We start from the raw sequence: 809 nt of genomic DNA, 5'->3' as shown, positions 1-809 counted from the left end.
GTTCGACGTGATGGCGGTGCTGGCGATCGTCCTGGTGATGGTGATCATCGCGGTGGAGTCGATCGGCCAGTTCTTCGCGGTCGGCGAGATCGCGGGGCGCCCGGTGGGGGAGCGGGACATCACCCGCGCCCTGCGGGCGGACGGCGCCGCGACCGTCCTCGCCGGGCTCCTCAACTCCTTCCCGACCACGGTCTATTCGCAGAACGTCGGCCTGCTCCGGCTGACCGGGGTGGTCTCCCGCTGGATCGTCGCGGCGAGCGGGGTCATCATGCTCGTCCTCGGACTCGTCCCGAAGGTCGGCGCGGTGGTCGCGGCCCTGCCGCCGGCCGTCCTCGGCGGTGCCACCCTGCTGCTCTTCTCGACCATCACCGTGGTCGGCGTGCAGATTCTCCTCAAGGCCGATCTCGGGGACGCCCGGAACACCGTTCTGGTCGCCGCCAGTCTCGGTGTCGGATTTCTTCCGACGGCCTATCCGGAATTCGCCGAACACCTTCCGTCCCGTCAGCTCCAGGCGCTCTTCGAGAGCGGCATCATGCTCGGCACCCTCACCGCCGTCGCCCTCAACCTCTTCTTCCACCACCTGCCGTCCCCGGTGTCCGCCCGGCGAACGTCGCGGGGACAGCGCCTGAACTGTCAGGAGAAATGAGCATCGGGCGGGTTCGCGCGGATTAGCCTGACCGGCGTCAACGGGGCTGCGTATGAGTGGATCATCGAGCCGGGCCGCACCGAGGGGAATCACGAGGGACGTATGAGAACAGCTCTGCTGGTGGCCGCTTTCGATTCCCAGCTGAAATGGTGCGCCCGTATCC

At 67.7% G+C, this 809-nt stretch carries 1 protein-coding gene; it reads left to right on the top strand.

The genetic code is table 11. The features are described 5' to 3' along the window. Positions 1 to 646, top strand: a 646-nt coding sequence (locus IH44_RS0140000) for a solute carrier family 23 protein (RefSeq protein ID WP_035958633.1), incomplete at its 5' end; no start/stop codon positions are given. Positions 647 to 809 lie beyond the last annotated feature (163 nt).

The organism is Kitasatospora sp. NRRL B-11411, assembly GCF_000721345.1.
In the GTDB taxonomy this organism is placed as follows: domain Bacteria; phylum Actinomycetota; class Actinomycetes; order Streptomycetales; family Streptomycetaceae; genus Kitasatospora; species Kitasatospora cineracea.
Note: the sequence above shows the minus strand (reverse complement) of the source record. Positions and strands in the feature narration are given on the sequence as shown.